The organism is Rathayibacter sp. AY1E2 (assembly GCF_002932325.1).
Classification (GTDB): domain Bacteria; phylum Actinomycetota; class Actinomycetes; order Actinomycetales; family Microbacteriaceae; genus Rathayibacter.
Map to the genome: position 1 here is coordinate 18,944 of NZ_PSVO01000017.1, position 19,233 is coordinate 38,176.

Below are 19,233 nucleotides of genomic sequence, written 5' to 3' on the forward strand. Positions count from 1 at the left end.
CATCGGCCAGCATGGCCGGATGCGCCTCCCCTCCGTGCTCCTCCCCGGGCACCTTCCTCTCGCGGAGCTGTGCGCCGCCCGCCTCGACGGCGAGCTGGTCGCGCTCGACGAGGGCTTCCTCGTCGCGGACCTGCCCCTGGGGGCGTCCGAGCGGGCCGCCTCCCTGCGCTCGCTGCTCCCCCGCGGCGCCGTCGCCGATCGTCTCTCCGCCGCATGGGTGCACGGAGCGACGCACCGTCCGCCGCCGGTGCACAGCGCCTCGATCGACCGGCGGAAGCGCCGGCAGGCGCCGTCGAACCCCCGCCTGCGCTGCCACGAGGTCCTGCTCGACGAGGACGACGTCGTCCTCCTCGGCGGCGCGCCGGTCACGTCGCCTGCCCGCACCCTGATCGACCTCGCCCGGACGGAGGACGCGGGCGCGATCCTCCGGGCGCTCTCTCGGAGCACCCGGATCGGCCTCGACGCCGTCCTCGCGAGGCTGGAGGAGGGCAGCGCCGTCGCCGGACGGAGGATCGTCGGACGACGGCTGCGGGCGGCGCTCGGCGAGGCGCCGCCCGGGGATCAGCCCGCGTTCACTCGGTAGACGTCGTAGACGGCGTCGATCCGGCGCACGGCGTTCAGCACGCGGTCCAGGTGGGTGGTGTCGCCCATCTCGAAGACGAACCGGCTGATCGCCAGCCGGTCGCTCGAGGTGGAGACCGTCGCCGAGAGGATGTTGACGTGGTGCTCCGAGAGCACGCGCGTCACGTCGCTCAGCAGGCCCGAGCGGTCCAGCGCCTCGACCTGGATCTGCACGAGGAAGATGCTCTTGGAGGACGGCGCCCACTCGACGTCGACGATCCGCTCCGGTTCCTTCAGCAGCTCCTGCACGTTGTGGCAGTTCGCCTGGTGCACGGAGACGCCGGCTCCCCGCGTCACGAATCCGACGATCTGATCGCCCGGAACCGGAGTGCAGCACTTCGCGAGCTTCACGAGGATGTCCGGCGCGCCCTTCACGAGGACGCCCGACTCGCTGCTCCGGCTCCGCGGCCGGGGCGAGCGCGGGAGGGTGACCTCGTTCTCGTCCGACTCCGGATCGCCCTGGATGGAGGAGACGACCTTCTCGAGCACCGACTGGGTCGAGACGTGGCCCTCGCCGACGGCCGCGTAGAGCGCCTCGACGTCGTTGTAGCGCAGCTGGCTGGCCACCTCGGTGAAGGTGTCCTGGCTCATCAGCTTCTGCAGCGGCAGGTTCTGCTTCCGCATCGCCCGGGCGATGGAGTCCTTGCCCTGCTCGATCGCCTCGTCGCGCCGCTCCTTGGTGAACCACTGCCGGATCTTGTTGCGGGCCCGGGGGCTCTGCACGAAGTGGAGCCAGTCCTGGCTCGGTCCCGAGTCGGGGTTCTTCGAGGTGAAGACCTCGACCACGTCGCCCGTCGTCAGAGCCGACTCCAGCGGCACGAGGCGCCCGTTGACCTTGGCGCCCATCGTCCTGTGCCCGACCTCGGTGTGCACCGCGTAGGCGAAGTCGACCGGGGTCGCACCGGTCGGCAGGCCGATCACGCGTCCCTTCGGGGTGAAGACGTAGACCTCCTTGGCGCCGATCTCGAAGCGGAGGGAGTCGAGGAACTCGTTCGGGTCGGTGGTCTCCGACTGCCAGTCCGAGAGGTGCGCGAGCCAGGCGAGGTCGGTGTCGTTCGATCCGGAGGTGGGCACCTTGCCGGTGGCCATCTGCTCCTTGTACTTCCAGTGCGCCGCGATGCCGAATTCCGCGTGCTGGTGCATCTCGTTGGTGCGGATCTGGATCTCGACCGCACGCCCCTTCGGCCCGACGACCGTCGTGTGCAGCGACTGGTAGAGGTTGAACTTCGGAGTGGCGATGTAGTCCTTGAACCGGCCCGGCATCGGCGTCCAGCGGGCGTGGATCGAGCCGAGCACGGCGTAGCAGTCGCGCACCGAGTTCACGAGGACGCGGATGCCGACCAGGTCGTAGATCTCGTCGAACTCGCGACCGCGGACGACCATCTTCTGGTAGATCGAGTAGTACTGCTTCGGTCGGCCGACGACGCGACCGCGGATCCGCCCGGCCCGCAGGTCCTCGCTGATCAGGTCGATGACGTTCTGCACGAACTCCTCGCGCTGCGGCGTCCGCCGCTTCACCAGGCTCTCGATCTCGTTGTAGATCTTGGGGTAGAGCACCGCGAAGGACAGGTCCTCGAGCTCCCACTTGATCGCCTGGATGCCGAGGCGGTGCGCCAGCGGCGCGTAGATCTCGAGGGTCTCGGTGGCCTTGCGGGCCGCGGACTCGGCGGGGACGAAGCCCCAGGTCCGCGCGTTGTGGAGGCGGTCGGCGAGCTTGATGATCAGGACGCGGATGTCCTTCGACATCGCCACGATCATCTTGCGCACGGTCTCGGCCTGCGCGCTGTCGCCGTACTTGACCTTGTCGAGCTTGGTGACGCCGTCGACGAGCATCGCGACCTCGTCGCCGAAGTCGGCGCGGAGCTCGTCGAGCTGGTAGTCGGTGTCCTCGACGGTGTCGTGCAGCAGCGCGGCGGCGATCGTCTTCGAGCCGATGCCGAGGTCGGCGAGGATCTGCGCGACGGCCAGCGGATGCGTGATGTAGGGCTCGCCGCTGCGGCGCTTCTGATTCGCGTGCGCCCGCTCCGCGACCGAGTACGCGCGCTCGATCAGCGCGATGTCGCTCTTGGGATGGTGCATCCGGACGGTGCGGACGAGGGTGTCGACAGCACCGGAGGGCTGCGCGCGCGAGAAGATCCGCGGGACCAGTCTGCGCAGGGCAGCGGTCGAGGACGTCGTCGTCGTTTCCGTCACGCGAGGATCTCCATCGCCCCATTATCGCCCGTGCGGACGGTGCCGATGACCGTTCCGCCCGGGGCGGACGGCGCCGGCGTCAGCCGATGCGTCCGGGGCGCCCCTCGCCGTCGATCACGTCGCCGCCCGCCGCGGCCCAGGCGGTCATGCCGGCGTCGACGTTGGCGACCTCGTATCCGGCGCCCTCGAGGGCCTGCGTCACCATCGCGGAGCGGACTCCGGAGTGGCAGACCACCAGGATCGCCGTGTCGGCGGGGAGCTCGTCCTGCCGGGCGCCGATCTCCCCCATCGGGATGTGGTGGGCGGCCGGAGCGTGCCCCGCCGCCCACTCGTGCGGCTCCCGGACGTCGAGCAGCCAGACCTCGTCGCGCTCGACGAGTCCGACGGCGTCGGCCGCCGTGACCTGTGCGTAGTCGGCCACGGCTCAGCCCTGCACGGCCGGCGCGGCCGGCGCGGCCGGCGCGGTCGCCTTCGCCCGGGCCGACTCCACGCGCTTGTCGTGCTTGGAGATCTCGGGCTCCCGGCTGCGCAGCTGGGCGTACAGCGGCGCCGCGACGAAGATCGTCGAGTACGTGCCGACGATGATGCCGATCAGCAGAGCGAGGGAGATGTCGCGGAGAGTGCCCGCGCCGAGGACGAACGCGCCGATCACGAGGATCGCGGCCACCGGGAGGGCGGCGACGATCGAGGTGTTGATGGAGCGCACGAGGGTCTGGTTCTCGGCCAGGTTCACCGTCTCGGAGAAGGTGCGGGTCGTGCTGCCGAGCGCCTCCACGGTGTTCTCGCGGATCTTGTCGAAGACCACGACCGTGTCGTAGAGCGAGTAGCCGAGGATCGTCAGCAGTCCGATCACCGCCGCCGGCGACACCTCGGTGCCGGTGATGCCGTAGACGCCCGCCACGATCACGAGGTCGTGCAGGAGCGCGACGATCGCCGCGAGCGACATCTTCCAGGTGCGGAAGTACGCCCACATGGCCAGGGCCGCGAGGACCACGAAGATCACCAGGCCGCGCAGGGCCTGCTGAGTCACGTCGTTGCCCCACGCCGCTCCGATGAAGGAGGAGGCGACCTGGTCGGTGGGCACGTCGTACGCCTCCGACAGGGCGTTCCGCACCGCGGTCGACTCGTCGGTCGAGAGCTGGCCGGTCTGCACGCGGATGGAGTCGTCGCCGACGATGGACACTCGCGGCACGGTCTCGGGAGCGACCGAGGTCACCGCATCCGTCGCCGTCGCCTGCTCGAGGCTCGACGGCGAGGACACCGTGAACTGCGAGCCGCCGGTGAACTCGATGCCGAAGTTGAAGCCGCCGCGGGCGACCGTCCCGAGCAGCGTGATCAGGATCAGGGCGAGCGAGACGAGGTACCACGTGCGGCGCCGGCCGACGAAGTCGATCGATCGCGCACCGGTGTAGAGGTCGTTTCCGAACTGCGAGAAGCTGGCCATCACGCGTCCTTCCCGTTCGAGTCGTTGGAGTCGCGCAGGCCGGCCGCCTCGGCGGCCTTCCGCTCGGCGATGGTCTGGCGCTTGGCCGCCTCACGGGACGCGGAGGCGCGCTTGCCGGCGACCACCTGGTCCTGCGGACGGAAGGCGGCTCGGCCGCGGTAGACGGCCCCGAGCGCCCGGGGATCCAGGCCCGAGGCCTTGTGCCCCTCGGCGAAGAACGGTCTCGTGGCCATCAGCTGCAGGATCGGGTGGGTGAACAGCGCCACCACGATCAGGTCGATGATCGTCGTGATCCCGAGGGTGAGCGCGAAGCCGCGGACACTGCCGACGGCGAGGAGGAAGAGGACCACCGCGGCGAGCAGGTTCACCATGTCGGACGCGAAGATCGTGCGCAGCGCGCGCCGCCAGCCGGACTCGACGGCGGACTCGAGGCCGCGTCCGTCGCGGAGCTCGTCGCGGATGCGCTCGAAGTACACGATGAACGAGTCGGCCGTGATGCCGATCGCGACGATGAGACCCGCGACTCCTGCGAGCGAGAGGCGCAGTCCCTCCCGCCAGGACAGCAGCGTGACGATGAGGTAGGTGACGATCGCCGCGACGAGCAGCGAGGCGATCGTGACGGCTCCGAGCACGCGGTACTGCGCGATGGAGTAGACGATGACGAGGATCAGGCCGATGAGGCCGGCGAGCAGGCCGCTGGCGAGCTGGGCGGAGCCGAGCGTCGCCGAGATGCTGTCCGAGCTCTGGACCTGGAAGCCGATCGGCAGCGCGCCGTACTTGAGCTGGTCGGCGAGCGTCTTCGACGACTCCTGGGTGAAGGAGCCCGAGATCTGCGCGTTGCCGTCGGTGATGGCGGCGTTCGTCGACGGGGCCGAGATGACCCGGCCGTCGAGGACGATCGCGAACTGGTTCTGCGCACCCTGCAGCGCCACGAGGCGCGAGGTCACGTCGCCGAAGGCCTGCGTGCCCTGGTCGTCGAACGAGAGGTTGACGGCCCAGGTGCCGGTGCTGGCGCCGGAGGAGGTCGTCATCAGGCCGTTCGAGGCGTCCGAGATGTCCTCGCCGGTGATCTCCACCGGGCCGAGGACGTACTTCACCGTCCCGCTGTCGTCGCAGGTGATGAGCGGCTGGTCGGCCGGGGCGAGGTTCGGGTCCTGGCCGTTGAGGTACGCGCAGTCGAACGAGGTGTACTGGGCCTCGAGCGCCGGCGTGAGGTAGACGAGGTCGCTCGCGTTCGTCGGCGAGGCGGTCGGCTCCGTCGAGAGCGACGGGTCGACGGGCGTCGGCGTGGGCGAGGACGTCGCGTCGCCGCCGACCGAGCTGTTGGTGGCCTGGCTCGCGACGAGGACCGGACGGAAGTCGAGCTTCGCCGAGGCCTCGATGCGCTGGAGCGTCTCGTCGTCGGGCGTGCCCGGGATCGAGACGACGATGTTGCTCGAGCCCTGGGTCGTGATCTCGGCCTCGGAGACGCCGGACGCGTCGATGCGCTGGCGGATGATCGAGACGGCCTGCGTCAGCTGCTCCGACGAGACGGTGTCGCCGTCGTTCAGCTGCGGCTGCAGGACGATCTGCGTGCCGCCCTCGAGGTCGAGGGCGAGCTTCGGCGTCCAGGAGCCGCCGCCCCAGAGGACGGCCGCCGTGTTGAGTCCGACGAGAGCGAGGATCAGGACACCGAGCCAGCTCAGGGAGCGGCGGGCCTTCCGGACGGGGGTTGATGCGGCCACCCAGGGCTCAGCTTTCTCTTCGGTCGACGGTGATCGGCCCGGGGTCGCCCGGGCGTGGAGAAGTGCGGGCGGGCGCCGATGCGCCCGGCCCGCCCAGGAGACTACTGCGCGTCGGGGCGGCGGTCGCGCTCGACCGGGTCCACCAGCGGGTCGCGGTGCGCGGAGTCGCGCTCGCCGAACTCGGGCGAGCCGGTCGCGGTCAGCGGGTCGGCCTCGTCCTCGGTCTCGACGGCGACGGCGTTCTCGCTCGGGTCGATGAGCCGGGCGATCGCCTGACGGTGGATGGTCAGCAGCGTGCCGGGAGTCGACTCGATGACGATCTTGTTCGCCTCGTCGTCGATCGACACGACGGTGCCGAAGAGGCCGGAGCCGGTCATCAGCTCCACCCCCGGCTGGAGGTTGTTCTTCATGCTCTCCGCGTCGCGCTGGCGCTTCTTGTTGTTGCGGAACATGAAGATGATCATCACGGCGAGCAGCAGGACGAGCAGGATGATCGTCGGATCCATGGGTGGGCCTTCCGGAGTGGATGGGCGATCCGCCGCGCGGCCTCAGGTCGAGGCGGAGCGGATCGAGCGGCCCGTCGGGCCTAGAGAATCATAGGTCATCGGGGAACAGGGGCGGCTGAGCCGCCGTCCCCCGGGGGTCGATGCCGAAGTGGCGGTAGGCGGCGGGGGTCGCCACGCGGCCGCGCGGCGTCCGGGTCAGCAATCCGATCCGCACGAGGAACGGCTCGACGACGGCCTCGACCGTCTCCGCCTCCTCCCCCACCGACACGGCGAGGGTGTTCAGGCCGACCGGCCCGCCGTCGAAGCGGGTCAGCACGATCTCCATCACCGCGCGGTCGAGCCGGTCGAGTCCGAGCGCGTCGACGTCGTAGAGCTCCAGCGCCGCGCGGACGGCGGTCACGTCGGCCCGTCCGCCGTGGACCAGGGCGAAGTCCCGCACCCGCCGGAGCAGGCGGTTGGCGATGCGCGGGGTGCCTCGGCAGCGGCCGGCGATCTCGGCGATCGCGTCCGCGTCGATGTCGAGCTCGAGCAGCCGTGCCGCCCGGGCGAGCACCTGCCGCAGCTCGTCCTCCGCGTAGAACTCGAGGTGCGCGGTGAAGCCGAAGCGGTCGCGGAGCGGATTGGGCAGCAGGCCGGAGCGGGTCGTGGCGCCGACGAGCGTGAACGGGGCGAGATCCAGCGGGACGGACGTCGCTCCCGCCCCCTTGCCGACCATGATGTCGATCCGGAAGTCCTCCATCGCGAGGTAGAGCATCTCCTCCGCGGAGCGCGCCATGCGGTGGATCTCGTCGATGAAGAGGATCTCGCCGGGCAGCAGCGAGGAGAGGACGGCGGCGAGGTCGCCCGCGTGCTGGATCGCGGGGCCGCTGGAGAGCCGCAGGGGCGAGGAGCTCTCCTCCGCCACGATCATCGCGAGGGTCGTCTTGCCGAGACCGGGCGGGCCCGCCAGCAGGATGTGGTCCGGGGTCCGGCCCTGCATGGCCGCGGCCTTGAGCAGCAGCTCGAGCTGGCCGCGCACCTTGCGCTGGCCGACGAACTCGCTGAGGTTCCTGGGCCGCAGGGCGCCCTCGAAGGCGACCTCGGCCTCCGATGCGACCTCGGCGCCCAGCACCTCGTCGCTCACGAGCGGGCCGCCGGACCGAGGCGGGCGAGGGCGAGCCGGAGCAGCGCCTGCACGTTCGCGGCGTCGGAGGCCTGCGCGTCGAGCAGGATCTCGTCGACCACATCGGCCGCGGTGCGCTCGGGCCAGCCCAGGCCGACGAGCGCCGCGAGCACGTTCTGCGCGGCGGTGGCGGCGGGACCGGAGCCGCGGGCGGCGCGCGGACGGACGGTCACCTTGCCGGCGAGCGACAGGATGATCAGCTTGGCCGTCTTCGGGCCGATGCCGCTGACCTTCCGGAACACCCCGTCGTCCTCGTCGGCGACCGCCTGCGCGATCCGGTCCGGCTCGACCGCGCCGAGCACGCCGAGGGCGGACTTCGGGCCGACGCCGGTCACGCCGATCAGCAGCTCGAAGATCTCGAGCTGCTCCTCGTCGGGGAAGCCGTAGAGGGTCAGCGAGTCCTCGCGGACGACGAGCACGGTGCTGACCGTGGTCTCGTCGCCGACGCGCATCTCGAGCGCGTGCTGCGGGGTCACGTTCACCGCGTAGCCGACGCCGTGGACGTCGAGGACGGCGAGACTCCCGCGGGCGGAGAGGACGGTGCCGCGGAGGGAGGAGATCACCGCGTCAGTCTAGATGCTCGAACAGGCGTTCGACTCGCGGCCTCGGCGGCGCGCCACGCCCGCTGCGCTGCTGTGCCGCCCGCCGCTCCGTCGGCACCGGCTCCCGCCGACCCGGAGAAGGGCGCGAGAGGGGCCCGCCAGGCGTGGCAGACGGCCAGGGCGAGAGCGTCGGCCGCGTCGGCCGGCCGCGGCGGGGCGTCGAGCCGGAGGACGCGCTGGATCATCGCGGTGACCTGGCGCTTGTCCGCGGCTCCGTAGCCGGTGACGGCGGCCTTCACCTCGCTCGGCGTGTGCATCCCGACCGGGAGCCCGCGCCGGGCCGCCGCGACGAGGGCGACGCCGCTGATCTGCGCGATGCCCATCACGGTGCTGACGTTGTTCTGAGCGAAGACCCGCTCGATCGCGACGGCGTCGGGGCGGTGCTCGTCGAGCAGTGCCTCGAGCCCGTCGCCAAGGGCCAGCAGGCGGCGCTCCAGCGCGTCATCGGGCGGTGTTCGGAGGACCGTCACGTGCACGAGGGTCGCGCGGCGGTCGCGCGAGACGTCGACGATGCCGACGCCGCAGCGGGTGAGCCCGGGGTCGATCCCGAGGACGCGCATCAGGCCGCCCTTTGGGATCGGGCCGGGCTCACCGCGTCACTCCTCGTTCTCGAGCTCGGCGCGCACCTCTGCCGTGATGTCGAGGTTGGTGTAGACGTTCTGCACGTCGTCCGAGTCCTCGAGCGCGTCGATCAGGCGGAAGACCTTGCGAGCCGTCTCGGCGTCGGCCTCGACCTGGAGAGAGGCGACGAACTCGATGTCGGCGGAGTCGTAGTCGATGCCCGCCTCCTGCAGGGCCGAGCGGGCCGGGACGAGCTCGCTCGGCTCGACGCGGACCTCGAAGCTCTCGCCGTGGTCGAGGACGTCGTCGACGCCGAAGTCGAGGACCGCGCCGAGCACGTCGTCCTCGGTGACGCTCTCTCCGTGGGGCACGGAGATGACGCCCTTGCGTGCGAAGTTGTAGGCGACGCTGCCCGGGTCGGCCATGGTGCCGCCGTTGCGGGTCATCGCGGTGCGGACGTCCGCCGCGGCGCGGTTCTTGTTGTCGGTGAGGCACTCGACGAGCAGGGCGATGCCGTTGGGGCCGTAGGCCTCGTACATGATCGTCGTGTAGTCGATGACCTCGCCGGTGAGGCCGGCGCCGCGCTTGATCGCGCGGTCGATGTTGTCGTTCGGCACCGAGGTCTTCTTCGCCTTCTGCACGGCGTCGACGAGCGTCGGGTTGCCGGAGAGGTCGGCGCCGCCGATCTTGGCGGCCACCTCGATGTTCTTGATCAGCTTGGCGAAGGACTTCGCGCGGCGCGAGTCCTTGATCGCCTTCTGGTGCTTGGTCGTGGCCCACTTGGAATGCCCGGACACGGTGCTCCCTCGGAAATCTCGTTGCGTGCGGCCCCCGAGGGCGCCGCTGATGGCAGGGGCCAGTCTATTCGAGAGCCGGTCCGCGCCCGTCTCGGCCCGAGCGCCGAGCCTTCCACACCCTCCTCGCCGAAGACGAGCCGCCATCTCGGCAGCCCCTGCACCGCCGAACCAGTGATCCGCGTGCCAGCGGATCGCTGTAGGCGAACGCGACCCACTCCACCCGCCCCGCCATCTCCGGAACCCGACCGCGGCGAGCCGGGCAGGGACCGGCTCGCCACAAGCACAGCCGAACGAGTGATCCGCGTGCCAGCGGATCGCTGTAGGCGGACGCGACCCGCTCCACCCGTCCCGCCACCCCCGGAAGCCGACCGCGGCGAGCCGGGCAGGGACCGGCTCGCTATCTGATCAGCCGCGACAGCAGCCGGTCGGCGAGGATCCTGCCGTCGGTCTGGCAGGTGGGGCAGTACTGGAGCGTGGAGTCGTGGAAGACCACCTGGCGGATCGTGTCGCCGCAGACGGGGCACGCCTCTCCTGTGCGGCCGTGGACGCGCATGCCGAGCTTCTTCTCGCGCTTGAGGTCGGCCGCGTGCAGGCCCTCGGCGCGGGCGAGCGCCTCCTCGAGGGTGTAGCGGAGAGCCGCGTAGAGGCGGCCCAGCTCGTCGGCGGTGAGCGCGGCGGGCTTGAAGGGCGACATGCGCGCCACGTGGAGGATCTCGTCGGAGTAGGCGTTGCCGATGCCCGCGATGCGGGACTGGTCGCGGAGGACGCCCTTCACCTGCGACCGGCCCGCCGTGGCGAGGATCGCGCCGAGGATCTCCTCGGTGAACTCCGGGTCCAGCGGATCGGGACCCAGCCGGGCGACGCCCGGGACGTCGAGCGGATCGGCGACGATCGAGAGCGCGAGGCTCTTCTTGGTGCCGGCCTCCGTCACGTCGAACCCCGACCCGTCGTCGAGGACCAGCCGAGCGGCGAGCGGGCCCCGGCCGGGCTTCGCCGGAGCCGTCGGCCGCTCGGGCCGCCAGCGGACCCAGCCGGCGCGGGCGAGGTGCAGGAGGACGTGGGCCTCGCCGACTGCGATGTCGAGGAACTTGCCGTGCCGCGACACTCCGTGGACGGTCTCGCCGGACAGAGCCGACGGCGGGATGGCGACGGTCTTGAGGGCGGAGATCGCGAACACGTCGAGCCGCTCGAGGACGCGTCCGCCCAGGCGCGCGTCGAGATCGAGGGCGAGGGCCTGGACCTCGGGGAGTTCGGGCATGCGACCACCCTGGCCCGCGGGTCCCGCACCGTCCACCCCTGGCGGAGGGGACGGCAGCCGGTCAGTCGCCGAAGCGCGTCGCCGCGACCTTCCGCAGGAACAGCTCGTGGAACCGGTAGTCGCCGGTGATCTCGGGGTGGAACGCCGTCCCGAGGAGGTTGCCCTGCTCGACCGCGACCACCCGCCCGTCGGCGACGCTGGCGAGCGCGGTCGCCCGCTCCCCCAGCTCCTCCACGACCGGTGCGCGGATGAAGACCGCGTGCACCGGCGGATCGCCGATGGCCGGCACGTCAAGATCGGTCTCGAAGGAGTCGAGCTGGTTGCCGAACGCGTTCCTCCGGACCGACACGTCCAGGCCGCCGAAGCTGCTCTGGCCGTCGATGCGGTCGAGGACCCGGTCGGCGAGCATGATCAGCCCGGCGCACGTCCCGTAGACGGGCATCCCCGCACTGATCGCCTCGACGACCGACTCCGCGAGGCCGAAGAGTCGCGACAGCTTGTCCATCACCGTGGACTCGCCGCCCGGGATGACCAGCCCCGCGACGGCGGCGAGCTCCTCCGGGCGGCGCACGAGCACCACCTCGGCGCCCAGCTCGCGCAGGACGTGCGCGTGCTCACGGAAGTCGCCCTGCAGCGCGAGGACGCCGACGCGGAGCCCCTCGAGGGACTCCCGCGTCAGTCCTGCGCCGGCGAGCGGCGCGTCGGCGCTACCAGCCACGCTCGGCGAGGCGGTGCGGCGCGGGCACGTCGGCCACGTTGATGCCGACCATCGCCTCGCCCAGGCCGCGCGAGGCCTCCGCGACGACCTTCGCGTCGTCGAAGAAGGTGGTCGCCTTCACGATCGCGGCCGCGCGCTTGGCGGGCTCGCCCGACTTGAAGACGCCGGAGCCGACGAACACGCCGTCGGCGCCCAGCTGCATCATCAGCGCCGCGTCGGCCGGGGTCGCGACCCCGCCGGCGGTGAAGAGGACGACGGGGAGCTTGCCGGTCCGGGCGATCTCGACGACCAGGTCGTAGGGGGCCTGCAGCTCCTTCGCGGCGACGTAGAGCTCGTCCTTGGTCATCGCCTTCAGGCGGTTGACCTCGCCTGAGATCGTGCGGATGTGCTTGGTCGCCTCGGAGACGTCGCCGGTGCCGGCCTCGCCCTTCGAGCGGATCATCGCTGCGCCCTCGGTGATGCGGCGCAGCGCCTCGCCCAGGTTGGTCGCTCCGCAGACGAAGGGGACGGTGAAGTTCCACTTGTCGATGTGGTTCACGTAGTCGGCGGGCGAGAGGACCTCGGACTCGTCGATGTAGTCGACGCCGAGCTCCTGAAGGATCTGCGCCTCGACGAAGTGGCCGATGCGCGCTTTCGCCATGACGGGGATCGACACGGCGGAGACGATGCCGTCGATCAGGTCGGGGTCGCTCATGCGTGCGACGCCGCCCTGCGAGCGGATGTCGGCGGGGACGCGCTCGAGCGCCATGACGGCGACCGCGCCGGCGTCCTCCGCGATGCGGGCCTGATCGGCGTCGACGACGTCCATGATGACGCCGCCCTTGAGCATCTCGGCGAGACCGCGCTTGACGCGGCTCGAGCCGAACTGCTCGGGAGCGGACGAGGACGGAGTGGTGGTGTCGGTCATGTTCGCGAGTCCTGTTCTGTGCGGCGACTTCCGCCGACGGCAGCTCCGAGTCTACGAGACGGCGCCCACCGTCCGCGGCGCTGGACAGGGGACCGGGCGGCGGTCTAGAGGCTCGGCCAGGCCGCCGCGAGGCTCGCCCGCACGTCGCCGAGCAGCTGCGGGAGCGCCTTCGTGCGGGCGATGATCGGGAAGAAGTTCGCGTCGGTCGCCCAGCGCGGAACCACGTGCTGGTGCAGGTGCGCGGCGATCCCCGCTCCCGCGACCGCGCCCTGGTTCATCCCGAGGTTGAAGCCGTCGTTGTTCGAGACCGAGCGGACGACGCGCATGGCCGTCTGCGTGAGCGCTCCGATCTCGGCCACTTCCTCGGGAGTGGCCTCGTCGTAGAGCGGGATGTGCCGGTACGGGCAGACCAGGAGGTGGCCGGAGTTGTACGGGAACAGGTTCAGCAGGACGTAGGCATGCTCCCCGCGGGCGACGATGAGGGCCTCCTCGTCGCTCAGCGTCGGCGCCACGCAGAAGGGGCAGTCGTCGGCTCCGGGCTGCCCCTTCTGGATGTAGACCATCCGGTGCGGCGTCCACAGGCGCTGGAACTCGTCGGGAACCCCGGCGAGGTGCGCCGAGCCCTCCGCTCCCTCGGGCACGCAGCCGTCGCTCACGCTCAGACCTGCGCCTTCGAGGCGACGGCCTCGCGGATGCGCGCGACGGCGTCGGCGACCGGGATCCCGTTCTCCTGCGTGCCGTCTCGGAAGCGGAAGCTGACGGCTCCGGCGTCGCGGTCCTTCTCCCCCACGATCATCTGGAAGGGCACCTTCTGCAGCGTGGCGTTGCGGATCTTCTTCTGCATCCGGTCGCTGGAGTAGTCGATCTCGGCGCGGATGCCCGACCGCTTGAGCTCGCCGACGACCTCCTCGAGGTAGGGCAGGTACTCGTCGGCGATCGGGATGCCCACGACCTGGACCGGCGACAGCCAGACCGGGAACGCCCCGGCGTAGTGCTCGGTGAGGATCGCGAAGAAGCGCTCGATGGAGCCGAAGAGCGCGCGGTGGATCATCACGGGCCGCTTCTTCGAGCCGTCCGAGGCCGTGTACTCGAGCTCGAAGCGCTCGGGCTGGTTGAAGTCGAGCTGGATGGTCGACATCTGCCAGGTGCGGCCGATGGCGTCGCGCGCCTGCACCGAGATCTTCGGACCGTAGAACGCCGCTCCTCCCGGATCCGGCACCAGCTCGAGACCGGAGGCGACGGCGACCGCGCGCAGCGACTCGATCGCCTCCTCCCACTGCTCGGGCGCACCGACGAACTTCGGGTTGCCCTCCTCGTTCGTGGACAGCTCGAGGTAGAAGTCGTCGAGGCCGTAGTCGCGCAGCACCTGCAGCACGAACTCGAGGTTGCGGGTCAGCTCGGCCGACACGTCCTCCTGCGCGACGTAGATGTGGGCGTCGTCCTGGGTCAGGCCGCGCACGCGGGTGAGGCCCTGCAGGGTGCCGCTCTTCTCGTAGCGGTACACGGTGCCGAACTCGGCCAGGCGCAGCGGGAGCTCGCGGTAGCTGCGGCCGCGCGAGCGGAAGATCAGGTTGTGGAACGGGCAGTTCATGGGCTTGAGGTAGTAGTCCTGGCCCTGGCGGGTGACGTTGCCGTCCTCGTCCTGCAGCTCGTCGAGGTGCATCGGGGGGAACATCCCCTCGGAGTACCACTGCAGGTGCCCGCTCGTCAGGAACAGGTCGCCCTTGGTGATGTGCGGCGTGTAGACGAGCTCGTAGTCGTGGGCGAGCAGCTGCTCGCGCATGTACTGCTCGATCTCGTAGCGGATGATCCCGCCCTTGGGGTGGAAGACCGCGAGGCCGGAGCCGATCTCGTCCGGGAAGGAGAACAGGTCGAGCTCGTGGCCGAGCTTGCGGTGGTCGCGGCGCGCCGCCTCCTCGAGGCGGGCCTGGTGCTCGCGCAGCTCGTCCTTCGTGGGCCACGCGGTGCCGTAGACGCGCTGCAGCTGCGGGTTCTTCTCCGAGCCGCGCCAGTAGGCGGCAGCGTTGCGGGTCAGGGCGTAGCCGTTGCCGATCATGCGGGTGTTGGGCAGATGCGGGCCGCGGCAGAGGTCCTTCCAGACCGTCTCGCCGGAACGCGGGTCGACGTTGTCGTAGATGGTGAGCTCGGCGCCGCCGACCTCGACGCTCTCGTCCTCGGCTCCCCCGCCCTTGATCCTGATCAGCTCGAGTTTGTAGGGCTCGCCGGCGAGCTCGGCGCGCGCCTCCTCCTCGGAGACGACGCGGCGCACGAACCGCTGGCCCTGGCGGACGATGCGGTCCATCGCCTTCTCGAGCGCCTTCATCGCCTCGGGCGTGAAGGGCTCCTCGACGTCGAAGTCGTAGTAGAAGCCGTCGGTGACGGGCGGGCCGATGCCCAGCTTCGCCTCCGGGTTGATCTGCTGCACCGCCTGTGCGAGCACGTGGGCCGCGGAGTGGCGGAGGATGTTCAGCCCGTCCGGCGAGGAGATGAGCACCGGCTCGATGCGGTCGCCCGGCACGACGTCGGCGGCGAGGTCCTTGAGCTCCCCGTTGACGCGGATCGCGACCACGGCCCGGTCGGTGAAGTGCGTGAATCCCGTGCCCGCCTCGGTGACGACCGAGTGGGACTCGTTCTCTGCGGGATTCGACGGTTCGTTCGACACGTGCGGGCACTCCTCGGGCTCGGTTGACCCCTCGACTGTAGTCGGCGGCGGCCTCTACCCGAGCGCGTCGCGCACGCGGGCGTCGAGCGCGCGCAGAGCGGAGGCGAGCTCGTCCCGGTCGGCGCCGGGGAGCACGAGCGAGCTGCGCTCGAACTGGTGCAGGAGGATCTCCTCCAGCCCCGGCGGCAGAGAGTCCACGGCGAGCGCCCCCTCGAGTGCGGCGAGCACGGCGACGACGGCCACCGCGTCGCGTGCCGCGAGTCTGCGTGCGCTGATCTCCATGCGTCTCCGTCCGTGTCGCCCGACCCCGTCACCCTGCCGACAGGACGTGCCCCGGAGAGGGGCGCGGCGGCGACCGGTGCGCAATCCGTCCAGGTGTCATCCTGGTCAGATGGGTGCCGGTCCTGCGCTGCAGCGCTTCACGCGCTCCGGGGCCGACCTGGAGGAGGCGCGGCGCTTCTACTCGGACGGCTACGGCGGGTCGGGATTCCGGACGGAACCGGTCGAGCGGCCCTTCTCCTTCCGCTACGACGTCTCCGGGAGCGAGGGCGTGAGCCTGCGGACGTCGGTGTTCCGGGGCTCCGTGTCCGGGGGGCTGCGTCCGGAGGGCGAGTACGTCGTCTCGTGGTTCCTCTCCGGCACGAGCGTGGTGGACCCGGAGGGCGATCGGATCGTCCACCTGCCGGGGCGGCCGGTCGTGTTCCCCAGCGCGCGTCCGTTCGAGTTCGTCAGCCGCGACTTCCAGCAGCGGCTCGTGCACGTGGCCGCCGGCCTCCTCGAGCAGGTCTCGTCCGAGGCCGGCGACGGCGTGCCGCTGCCGCTCGTCTTCGACCACCGCTCGATCGCCTCCGCCTCGGCGCTGCCGGGCTGGTGGCGGGCGGTCGACGACTTCGCGGGCGTCCTGCGGTCTGGCCGCGAGGCGACCGCGCTGCAGCTCGTGGCGGCCGAGCGCGGTGTCGCTCTGCACCTGCTCGCGACCTTCGCGCACCGGCCGGTCGTCGTTCCGGCGCAGGTGCTGCGGCCGGGGCTCGAGCACCTGCTGCGGGCCGCCGAGTTCCTGCACGCGTTCGCCGCGTCGCCCGTCACCGTGTCCGACATCGCGGCAGCGGCGGGGCTCACTCCGCGGGCGCTGCAGGCCGCGTTCCGGAGGCACTTCGGCGACACTCCGCTCGGCTACCTGCGCGGCGTGCGTCTCGACCGGGCGCGCGTCGAGCTTCGCGAGGCCGCTCCGGGCGAGGAGACCGTGCGCGCCGTCTCCGCGCGCTGGGGCTTCCTCAACCAGGGCCGCTTCTCGGGGGCGTACCACCGCCGCTTCGGCGAGTACCCGGTGGAGACCCTGCGCCGCTGACGCTCAGGCGCCGGGAGCGAGATCGCGGGCGTAGCAGACCGAGTGCTCGGACCCGATGTAGGCGCCGAACGGCGGGATGGCGTGGTAGCCCTCCCGGAGGTAGAACCGCATCGCGTCGGGCTGGAGCGTCCCGGTCTCCAGCACCAGGCGCGTCGTGCCCAGAGCGGCCGCCCGCGCCTCGAGCGCGCGCAGGACGGCCGTGGCCGCTCCGGTGCCGCGGGCGACGGGGTCGGCGAACATCCGCTTCACCTCGATCGCCCCCGGTCCGAGGACGTCGTCGTCGAGAGGCCGCAGTCCGCCGCAGGCCACCGCCGTGCCGCTCGCGTCGCGGGCGACGAGGAAGACGGGCACGTCGTCGGCCGAGGGCGGCGTGCCGGGCTCGTGGTCGTCGTTGCCGTAGCGCTCGTCGAGCTCGCACCGCTGCGCGTCGCGCAGACGCTCGGCGTCCGGGTGGGTCCACGCCACCTCGTCGATGGTCCAGCTCATGAGGGCTCCTCCCGGCCGCGCGGCGGGCACGGCCGAGGCCATTCTGCCGCGCCAGCCCCCTCCGGCCGGCCCGGTGGCAACCCCTTCCGCGCCGGGCCGCAGCGGGCGTCGACTGGAGGCCCACCGACGAAAGGACTCACCGTGCTCTCCGACTCCCCCATCGGCCCCGTTCTGCTCTCCCGCGACCTCGCCGCCTCCCGCGCCTTCTACGCCGGCTCCCTGGGACTGGAGGTCCTCGAGGAGAGCGAGTCGGCGATCGCCTACTCCTGCGGCGGCACGCGGCTCACCGTCACCGCCAGCACCACGGGCTCGAAGGACGAGCAGACCAAGGCCGCCTGGCGGGTGGCCGACCTGCGCGCCGAGCTGGACGCGCTGGCGGCTCGGGGCGTGGCTCCGGAGGACTACGACAGCGACGAGCTGCGCACCGAGAACGGCGTGGCCGACCGCGGCAGCGTCTGGGCGTCCTGGATCCTCGATCCCGACGGGAACGCGCTCGGCATCGAGCAGCCCAAGAGCTGATCGGCGCCGCTCTAGACTCGCCCCATGCCCGACGACTCCGCTCCGCTGCCCGCGCCCGGGTGGTACCCGCACCCGGCCGACCTCGGCTCGGAGCTCTACTGGGACGGCGCGGCGTGGACGGACCGGTCCCGCCCGTCCTCCTCGGCGCCCGCTCCCGCCTACGGCACGCCCCCGGGCGCTCCGGAGCAGGAGCTGTACGCCTATCCGTCCGCCCCGTCCTCCGCGGCGGGCCGCAACCCCATGGCGATCGCGAGCCTCGTGCTCGGCGTCCTGAGCCTGCTGATCAATCCGCTGCTGATCCCCTCGATCCTCGCCATCGTCTTCTCGGCGAAGGGCCGGGCGGCCGCACCGCTCGTCGGAGGCGGTCGCGGGCTCGCGACGGCCGGACTCGTCACCGGGATCCTCGGTCTGGTGTCGGGCGTCTTCACCATCGTCGGCAACCTCTCGGCCGGGGTCCCCGGCCTGACCGGCTGACCGGGGTGCCGCGGCCCTCGACGCCCCGATGACCGCGCGCCGGAGCGCTCCCTGGCTCCTCGTCGTGGCGGTCGCCCTGGTCGCGCTGGTCCTGCGCGGTCCGATCGTCGCCGTCGCGCCCATCATCGACGCGGTGCGCGAGGACCTCGCGCTGTCCGCGGGCCAGGCGGGGATCCTCACCAGCATCCCCGTGCTCTGCTTCGCCCTGGCGACTCCGCTCGCCCTCCTGGTGATCCGCCGCGCGGGACCCGACGCCGCCGTGACCGTCACGGTGATCGGCGTCGCGCTCGGCACGATCGTCCGATCGATCGGCGACGTGGGACCGGCCGTGACGGGCACCGTCCTGATCGGCGTCTCCATCACGATCGGCAACGTCGTCCTCCCCGTCGTGATCCGGCGGGACGTCGCTCCCGAGCGCGTCGACCTCACGACGGGCGTTTACACCGCGGCCCTCAACGTCGGCTCGACGATCACCTCGCTCGGCACCGCTCCGCTCGCTCTGGCGCTCGGCTGGCGCGGCGCCCTGCTCGTCTGGCTCGCCCTCAACGCCCTCGCTCTGGCCGGCTGGCTCGTGGCCGTGGGGCCTCGGGCGGCCCTGCGTCCGACTCCCCGCCCGTCCCGTGCCGACCGCGCACCGGCCGCACCGGCTCCGCGGATCTTCCGCAGCGCGACCGTGCTGGCGCTCGCGCTCTGCTTCTCGAGCCAGGCGTTCTCGTACTACGGAGTGACGGCGTGGCTCCCCTCGCTGCTCGTCGACCGCAACGGCTTCTCGATCGCGACCGCGGGCGCGAGCGCCTCCGTGTTCCAGCTCGCCGCGGTCGCCGGCGCCCTCGGCGTCCCGCTCCTGGTCCGCAGGCTCGGACCGCTGGGGAGCATCGTGCTCGTCGGCCTCCTCTGGTGCACGGTGCCGGCGGGGCTGCTGCTCGCCCCGCAGCTCTGGGCGCTCTGGTGCGTGCTGGGCGGCGCGGCCCAGGGCGGAGGATTCACGGTGGTCTTCGTGCTCGTCGTGCGGCTCTCCCGCTCCGACGCCCACGCGTCGCGGCTCTCGGCCACGGTGCAGGGGATCGGCTACGCCGTGGCCGCCACCGCCCCGACCGTCATCGGCTTCGCGCACGACGCGAGCGGCGGCTGGGAGGCTCCCCTGCTGACCGTCCTCGCCGCGACCTGCTCCTTCCTCCTCTTCGGCACCCTCGCCGCCGCGCGCCAGCGCCGGGCCTGACCCGCGACACGACCGGCCGCGCCGTCAAGGGG

General features: G+C 71.7%; 21 protein-coding genes. 5 read left to right on the forward strand and 16 right to left on the reverse strand.

The window, feature by feature from the left end; genetic code table 11:
• The first annotated feature begins 19 nt into the window (after positions 1 to 19).
• Positions 20 to 583, forward strand: coding sequence for a type IV toxin-antitoxin system AbiEi family antitoxin (locus C5C49_RS12370; protein ID WP_104346264.1), 564 nt, complete (start codon positions 20 to 22; stop codon positions 581 to 583).
• Here C5C49_RS12370 and C5C49_RS12375 read toward each other — a convergent pair.
• From C5C49_RS12375 to C5C49_RS12445, 15 genes are all read right to left on the reverse strand, one after another.
• Positions 562 to 2,814, reverse strand: a complete 2,253-nt coding sequence (locus C5C49_RS12375; protein WP_104225334.1) for a bifunctional (p)ppGpp synthetase/guanosine-3',5'-bis(diphosphate) 3'-pyrophosphohydrolase — start codon at positions 2,812 to 2,814, stop codon at positions 562 to 564. The genes C5C49_RS12370 and C5C49_RS12375 overlap by 22 nt on opposite strands.
• Before the next feature lie 79 nt (positions 2,815 to 2,893).
• A complete protein-coding gene (locus C5C49_RS12380; RefSeq protein ID WP_104346265.1) occupies positions 2,894 to 3,235 on the reverse strand; it encodes a rhodanese-like domain-containing protein in 342 nt (113 codons plus the stop codon).
• 3 nt (positions 3,236 to 3,238) lie between these two features.
• Positions 3,239 to 4,258, reverse strand: a complete 1,020-nt coding sequence (secF, locus tag C5C49_RS12385; protein WP_104346266.1) for a protein translocase subunit SecF — start codon at positions 4,256 to 4,258, stop codon at positions 3,239 to 3,241.
• Positions 4,258 to 5,982: a protein translocase subunit SecD gene (gene secD / locus C5C49_RS12390; RefSeq protein ID WP_104346267.1), complete on the reverse strand. Its 1,725-nt coding sequence runs from the start codon at positions 5,980 to 5,982 to the stop codon at positions 4,258 to 4,260. Before secD ends, secF begins: the two co-directional genes overlap by 1 nt.
• A gap of 101 nt (positions 5,983 to 6,083) precedes the next feature.
• Positions 6,084 to 6,488, reverse strand: a complete 405-nt coding sequence (gene yajC / locus C5C49_RS12395) for a preprotein translocase subunit YajC (RefSeq protein WP_104346268.1) — start codon at positions 6,486 to 6,488, stop codon at positions 6,084 to 6,086.
• Positions 6,489 to 6,576: 88 nt separating this feature from the next.
• Positions 6,577 to 7,611, reverse strand: coding sequence for a Holliday junction branch migration DNA helicase RuvB (ruvB, locus tag C5C49_RS12400; RefSeq protein ID WP_104224769.1), 1,035 nt, complete (start codon positions 7,609 to 7,611; stop codon positions 6,577 to 6,579).
• Positions 7,608 to 8,213, reverse strand: a complete 606-nt coding sequence (gene ruvA, locus C5C49_RS12405) for a Holliday junction branch migration protein RuvA (RefSeq protein ID WP_104225337.1) — start codon at positions 8,211 to 8,213, stop codon at positions 7,608 to 7,610. The genes ruvB and ruvA overlap by 4 nt, the downstream gene beginning before the upstream one ends.
• Positions 8,210 to 8,812, reverse strand: coding sequence for a crossover junction endodeoxyribonuclease RuvC (gene ruvC / locus C5C49_RS12410; protein WP_104346269.1), 603 nt, complete (start codon positions 8,810 to 8,812; stop codon positions 8,210 to 8,212). Before ruvC ends, ruvA begins: the two co-directional genes overlap by 4 nt.
• Positions 8,813 to 8,848: 36 nt before the next feature.
• Entirely contained in the window at positions 8,849 to 9,610 is a 762-nt protein-coding gene (locus C5C49_RS12415; RefSeq protein ID WP_104224772.1) for a YebC/PmpR family DNA-binding transcriptional regulator, read from the reverse strand.
• Positions 9,611 to 10,007: 397 nt separating this feature from the next.
• Entirely contained in the window at positions 10,008 to 10,868 is an 861-nt protein-coding gene (locus tag C5C49_RS12420; protein ID WP_104346270.1) for an Fpg/Nei family DNA glycosylase, read from the reverse strand.
• A 61-nt stretch (positions 10,869 to 10,929) separates the two neighbouring features.
• Complete coding sequence (gene pdxT / locus C5C49_RS12425) at positions 10,930 to 11,547, reverse strand: pyridoxal 5'-phosphate synthase glutaminase subunit PdxT (RefSeq protein ID WP_104346287.1); 618 nt, start codon at positions 11,545 to 11,547, stop codon at positions 10,930 to 10,932.
• A 28-nt stretch (positions 11,548 to 11,575) separates the two neighbouring features.
• On the reverse strand, positions 11,576 to 12,493 hold the full coding sequence (gene pdxS, locus C5C49_RS12430; protein WP_104224629.1) for a pyridoxal 5'-phosphate synthase lyase subunit PdxS: 918 nt from the start codon (positions 12,491 to 12,493) through the stop codon (positions 11,576 to 11,578).
• A 104-nt stretch (positions 12,494 to 12,597) separates the two neighbouring features.
• Positions 12,598 to 13,149: an HIT domain-containing protein gene (locus tag C5C49_RS12435; RefSeq protein ID WP_244230646.1), complete on the reverse strand. Its 552-nt coding sequence runs from the start codon at positions 13,147 to 13,149 to the stop codon at positions 12,598 to 12,600.
• 2 nt (positions 13,150 to 13,151) lie between these two features.
• On the reverse strand, positions 13,152 to 15,062 hold the full coding sequence (gene thrS / locus C5C49_RS12440; RefSeq protein WP_258068459.1) for a threonine--tRNA ligase: 1,911 nt from the start codon (positions 15,060 to 15,062) through the stop codon (positions 13,152 to 13,154).
• A 147-nt stretch (positions 15,063 to 15,209) separates the two neighbouring features.
• Positions 15,210 to 15,437 carry a hypothetical protein gene (locus C5C49_RS12445; protein ID WP_104346272.1) on the reverse strand — a complete coding sequence of 76 codons (228 nt, stop codon included), beginning with the start codon at positions 15,435 to 15,437 and terminating at the stop codon, positions 15,210 to 15,212.
• 109 nt (positions 15,438 to 15,546) lie between these two features.
• On the opposite strand from C5C49_RS12445, the gene C5C49_RS12450 reads away from it, so the two are divergent.
• Complete coding sequence (locus tag C5C49_RS12450) at positions 15,547 to 16,503, forward strand: AraC family transcriptional regulator (protein WP_219814594.1); 957 nt, start codon at positions 15,547 to 15,549, stop codon at positions 16,501 to 16,503.
• A 3-nt stretch (positions 16,504 to 16,506) separates the two neighbouring features.
• Here the strand turns inward: C5C49_RS12450 and C5C49_RS12455 are convergent, their stop codons facing one another.
• The gene (locus C5C49_RS12455; protein WP_104346273.1) at positions 16,507 to 16,989 is read right to left on the reverse strand and encodes a GNAT family N-acetyltransferase; all 483 of its coding nucleotides are present in this window, start codon (positions 16,987 to 16,989) and stop codon (positions 16,507 to 16,509) included.
• Between the two features lie 141 nt (positions 16,990 to 17,130).
• On the opposite strand from C5C49_RS12455, the gene C5C49_RS17070 reads away from it, so the two are divergent.
• The 3 genes from C5C49_RS17070 to C5C49_RS12470 are packed head-to-tail and all read left to right on the forward strand — an operon-like array spanning position 17,131 to position 19,201.
• Positions 17,131 to 17,508 (forward strand): VOC family protein, encoded by a 378-nt coding sequence (locus C5C49_RS17070; protein ID WP_104224632.1) that lies wholly within the window; start codon positions 17,131 to 17,133, stop codon positions 17,506 to 17,508.
• A 24-nt stretch (positions 17,509 to 17,532) separates the two neighbouring features.
• Positions 17,533 to 17,982, forward strand: a complete 450-nt coding sequence (locus C5C49_RS12465) for a DUF2510 domain-containing protein (RefSeq protein WP_104224633.1) — start codon at positions 17,533 to 17,535, stop codon at positions 17,980 to 17,982.
• 28 nt (positions 17,983 to 18,010) lie between these two features.
• A complete protein-coding gene (locus C5C49_RS12470) occupies positions 18,011 to 19,201 on the forward strand; it encodes a CynX/NimT family MFS transporter (RefSeq protein WP_104346274.1) in 1,191 nt (396 codons plus the stop codon).
• Positions 19,202 to 19,233 lie beyond the last annotated feature (32 nt).

Bases quoted from the DNA above. Each gene is read 5' to 3' on its own strand.
- C5C49_RS12370 (WP_104346264.1), top strand. From the start codon at position 20: ATGCGCCTCCCCTCCGTGCTCCTCCCCGGGCACCTTCCTCTCGCGGAG.
- secF (WP_104346266.1), bottom strand. From the start codon at position 4,258: ATGGCCAGCTTCTCGCAGTTCGGAAACGACCTCTACACCGGTGCGCGA.
- yajC (WP_104346268.1), bottom strand. From the start codon at position 6,488: ATGGATCCGACGATCATCCTGCTCGTCCTGCTGCTCGCCGTGATGATC.
- ruvC (WP_104346269.1), bottom strand. From the start codon at position 8,812: ATGCGCGTCCTCGGGATCGACCCCGGGCTCACCCGCTGCGGCGTCGGC.
- C5C49_RS12420 (WP_104346270.1), bottom strand. From the start codon at position 10,868: ATGCCCGAACTCCCCGAGGTCCAGGCCCTCGCCCTCGATCTCGACGCG.
- pdxS (WP_104224629.1), bottom strand. From the start codon at position 12,493: ATGACCGACACCACCACTCCGTCCTCGTCCGCTCCCGAGCAGTTCGGC.
- C5C49_RS12445 (WP_104346272.1), bottom strand. From the start codon at position 15,437: ATGGAGATCAGCGCACGCAGACTCGCGGCACGCGACGCGGTGGCCGTC.
- C5C49_RS12450 (WP_219814594.1), top strand. From the start codon at position 15,547: ATGGGTGCCGGTCCTGCGCTGCAGCGCTTCACGCGCTCCGGGGCCGAC.
- C5C49_RS12455 (WP_104346273.1), bottom strand. From the start codon at position 16,989: ATGAGCTGGACCATCGACGAGGTGGCGTGGACCCACCCGGACGCCGAG.
- C5C49_RS12465 (WP_104224633.1), top strand. From the start codon at position 17,533: ATGCCCGACGACTCCGCTCCGCTGCCCGCGCCCGGGTGGTACCCGCAC.
- C5C49_RS12470 (WP_104346274.1), top strand. From the start codon at position 18,011: ATGACCGCGCGCCGGAGCGCTCCCTGGCTCCTCGTCGTGGCGGTCGCC.